The following is a 3326-nucleotide window of genomic DNA, read 5'->3' on the forward strand; positions in this document are numbered from 1 at the left end:
TGGCATGGAACGCCGGCTCGAACAGCGCGCGCAGCAGCTCGACTGGCTCGCGCGCCGGCTGGTGAGCCCGGCCGAGCGGCTGCAGCGGCAGCGCACGCACGTCGAGCAGCTCGCAGTGCGGCTGGCGTCGGCGGCGTCGCGGCCGGTGCGCGACGCCCGCGCGCGGTTCGCGCTCGCGCAGCTGCGCTGGCAGCGCGCACGGCCTGATCCGTCGCAGGCGCGCCAGGCGCTCGCGGGGCTGTCGCAGCGTCTTGCGCTGGCCTTGCAGCGCCGTCACGAACGCGACACGGCTCGCGTGTCAGCCTGTGCGGCAAGGCTCGAGGTACTGAGCCCGCAACGTACGCTCGAGCGCGGCTATGCGGCGCTGATCGATGCACAGACGGGCCGCGCGGTGCGCACGCCGAACGCGCTGAAACCGCAGCGCCGCCTGACCGTGCATCTCGCGGAAGGCTCGGCCGACGTGTCGCTCGCCGACGTGCAGCCGCGGCTGAGCGATACGATCTGACGTAACGGGTGCAAGCGGAGCGAAGGTTGCCGCAACGGACGCTTCGGGCGCGGGAACGGATGCTGCGCAGCGTCGGGTTCGTCCTGCCGGACGTTGCGCAAACATCGCTTTTCCGCATACCGCGGATAAATGGCCCGTGAGTTTGCGGGGTTATTCGTCCTCGCCTACAATCGGACGCTCGGCAGCATCCAACACAGCCTCCCTACATACTCAACGAAGGAATTGCCATGGCTCATACGCTCCCGCCGCTCCCGTACGCTGAAGACGCACTCGCGCCGACCATCTCGCTCGAGACGATCCAGTACCACTACGGCAAGCACCATCAGGCTTATGTGACGAACCTGAACAATCTGATCCCGGGCACGGAATTCGAAAACCTGTCGCTGGAAGAGATCGTGAAGAAGTCGTCGGGCGGCATCTTCAACAACGCCGCGCAAATCTGGAACCACACGTTCTTCTGGAACAGCCTGTCGCCGAACGGCGGCGGCGCACCGACGGGCGCGCTGGGCGACGCGATCAACGCGAAGTGGGGTTCGTACGACGCATTCAAGGAAGCGTTCACGAAGGCCGCAGTCGGCACGTTCGGTTCGGGCTGGGCATGGCTCGTGAAGAAGGCTGACGGTTCGCTCGACATCGTGTCGACGAGCAACGCAGCCACGCCGCTGACGACTGCCGACAAGGCACTGCTGACGATCGACGTGTGGGAACACGCGTACTACATCGACTACCGCAACGCACGTCCGAAGTTCGTCGAAGCGTTCTGGAACATCGTGAACTGGGACTTCGCAGCGAAGAACTTCGCGTAAGGTCCGGCGCCTGCGCGCCGCTACGGCGCGCGGCACCCCGCAAAAAAGCCCTCGAAACGAGGGCTTTTTTGTTTTCTGCCGTGGTGGAGCGTGCCGCGCGTGTCCGGTCAGGCCGGGACGCCGAGCCCCCAGCCGAGCGCGGCGCTCGCGATCACGACGGCCCACGGCGGCACGCGCCAGAACACCAGCGCGACGAATGCGGCGAGCGCGGCGGCCAGATCGCGCGGCGCCACGATCGTGTCGGTCCAGACCGGGTGACAGAGCGCCGCGACCAGCAGCCCGACGACGGCCGCGTTCACGCCCGCGAGCGCGGCCTGCATCCGGGTGCTGCGGCGCAGCCGTTCCCAGAACGGCGCGGTGCCGGCCACCAGCAGGAACGACGGCGCGAAGATCGACACCAGCGCGATCGTGCCGCCGAACCAGCCGTTCGGCGCGTTATGCAGCGACGCGCCGAGGAACGCCGAGAACGTGAACAGCGGCCCCGGCACGGCCTGCGCGACGCCATACCCGGCGAGGAACGCCGCATCGCCGACCCAGCCGGGCGCGACTACAGCCGCCTGCAGCAGCGGCAGCACGACGTGCCCGCCGCCGAATACGAGCGCACCCGTGCGGAAGAACGCATCGACGACGGCAAGCGTATCGGAGCGCAGCGTGCCGGCCGCGAACGGCAGCACCACGAGGAGCGCCGCGAACAGCGTGAGCCAAAGCATGCCTGCGCGGGGCGACACATGCAGCGGCAACGGATCGTGCGCGCCGCGCGCCGGCTGCTGCAGCAGCACGAGGCCGGCCAACCCGGCCGCGACGATCACCGCAACCTGGGTCCACGCGGCCGGCGCGAGCAGCGCGACGCAGGCGGCTGCGGCCATCAGCGTGGCGCGGCGTGCATCCGGGCACAGCGTGCGTGCCATGCCCCACACGGCTTGCGCGATCACGGCGACCGACACGATGCGCAGCCCGTGCAGCGCACCGGCTTCGATCGGCGCGCCCGTCGCATGCACGCCGAGCGCGAACAGCATCATCAGCAACGCGGACGGCAGCGTGAAGCCGAGCCACGCGGCGAACATCCCGGCGTAGCCGGCGCGCGCGAGGCCGATCGCCATCCCGACCTGGCTGCTCGCGGGCCCCGGCAGGAACTGGCACAGCCCGACGAGATCCGCGTACGCGGGCTCGGTGAGCCAGCCGCGCCGCGTGACGAACTCGGTGCGGAAGTAGCTGAGATGCGCGACCGGGCCACCGAACGACGTGAGGCCGAGCCGCAGGAACGCGACGAACACCGGCCACGGATGGTGGGAGGGAGCGGAGGCGGTCGACGTGCTCAAGGCGGTGCGGGCGGATGAACGGACGAGCCGCCACGATAGCGCAACGCGGTGACGGCGGGGAGGCCGCGCGACGGCGGTGCCGGGGCTCAGCGCAAGCTGTCGGGCAACCCGCTCGCGCGCCGCAGCGCGTCGACGTCGACGAGCTCGATCTCGCCGACGTGCAGCCGCACGACGCCGTCGGCCTGCAGCGCCTTCAGCAACTGGTTGGTGGTCTGCCGCGTCAGCGACAGCATCGCCGCGAGCTTTTCCTGCGACAGCCGGATATGGGTGCGGCCGGCGCTGATCCCGCCGTAGCCGTCGGCGATCATCAGCAGGCGGGCGGCAAGCCGCTGCGCAGCCGGCATCACGCTCATCGATTCGACGGTCAGGAAGCTCAGGCGCAGCTTCTGCGCCATCAGCAGCGCGAACTGCCGCCAGTATTGCGGCGTCGCGTCGAGGATTGCGAGCAGCGCGGCCTGCGGGACGTGCAGCAGCAGCGCGTCGTCGAGTGCGATCGCGTCGTGCGTGCGCGGCTGGCCGTCGAACAGCGCGATTTCGCCGAACCAGGTAACGGGCTCGGCGACCGTCAGCAGCGCTTCCTTGCCCTGCGGGTCGACCGCACCTATCGTGAGTGAACCGGTGAGTACCGCGTACAGGCCGCACGGCGGGTCGCCGCGCCGGAACAGCGCGTGGCCGGCCGGCAGCCGGCGCAGCGCC

At 69.9% G+C, this 3326-nt stretch carries 4 protein-coding genes; 2 read left to right on the plus strand and 2 right to left on the minus strand.

Features of this window, described 5'->3' with window-relative positions; translation table 11 throughout:
- On the plus strand, window positions 1-505 hold a 505-nt coding region (locus tag G3O00_RS41310), incomplete at its 5' end, for an exodeoxyribonuclease VII large subunit (RefSeq protein WP_277399384.1).
- Between the two features lie 227 nt (window positions 506-732).
- Complete coding sequence (gene sodB, locus G3O00_RS41315) at window positions 733-1311, plus strand: superoxide dismutase [Fe] (RefSeq protein WP_011352986.1); 579 nt, start codon at window positions 733-735, stop codon at window positions 1309-1311.
- Window positions 1312-1418: 107 nt separating this feature from the next.
- Here sodB and chrA read toward each other — a convergent pair whose 3' ends face one another.
- Both chrA and G3O00_RS41325 read right to left on the minus strand, forming a co-directional pair.
- Window positions 1419-2630, minus strand: coding sequence for a chromate efflux transporter (chrA, locus tag G3O00_RS41320; RefSeq protein ID WP_206146449.1), 1212 nt, complete (start codon window positions 2628-2630; stop codon window positions 1419-1421).
- Between the two features lie 86 nt (window positions 2631-2716).
- Window positions 2717-3326, minus strand: a 610-nt coding sequence (locus tag G3O00_RS41325) for a Crp/Fnr family transcriptional regulator (protein WP_206146450.1), incomplete at its 5' end; no start/stop codon positions are given.

The organism is Burkholderia sp. Ac-20384, assembly GCF_017104605.1.
Classification (GTDB): Bacteria; Pseudomonadota; Gammaproteobacteria; order Burkholderiales; family Burkholderiaceae; genus Burkholderia; species Burkholderia lata.

Excerpts from the sequence above, each read along its gene's own strand:
- sodB (WP_011352986.1), top strand. The coding sequence starts at position 733 with ATGGCTCATACGCTCCCGCCGCTCCCGTACGCTGAAGACGCACTCGCG.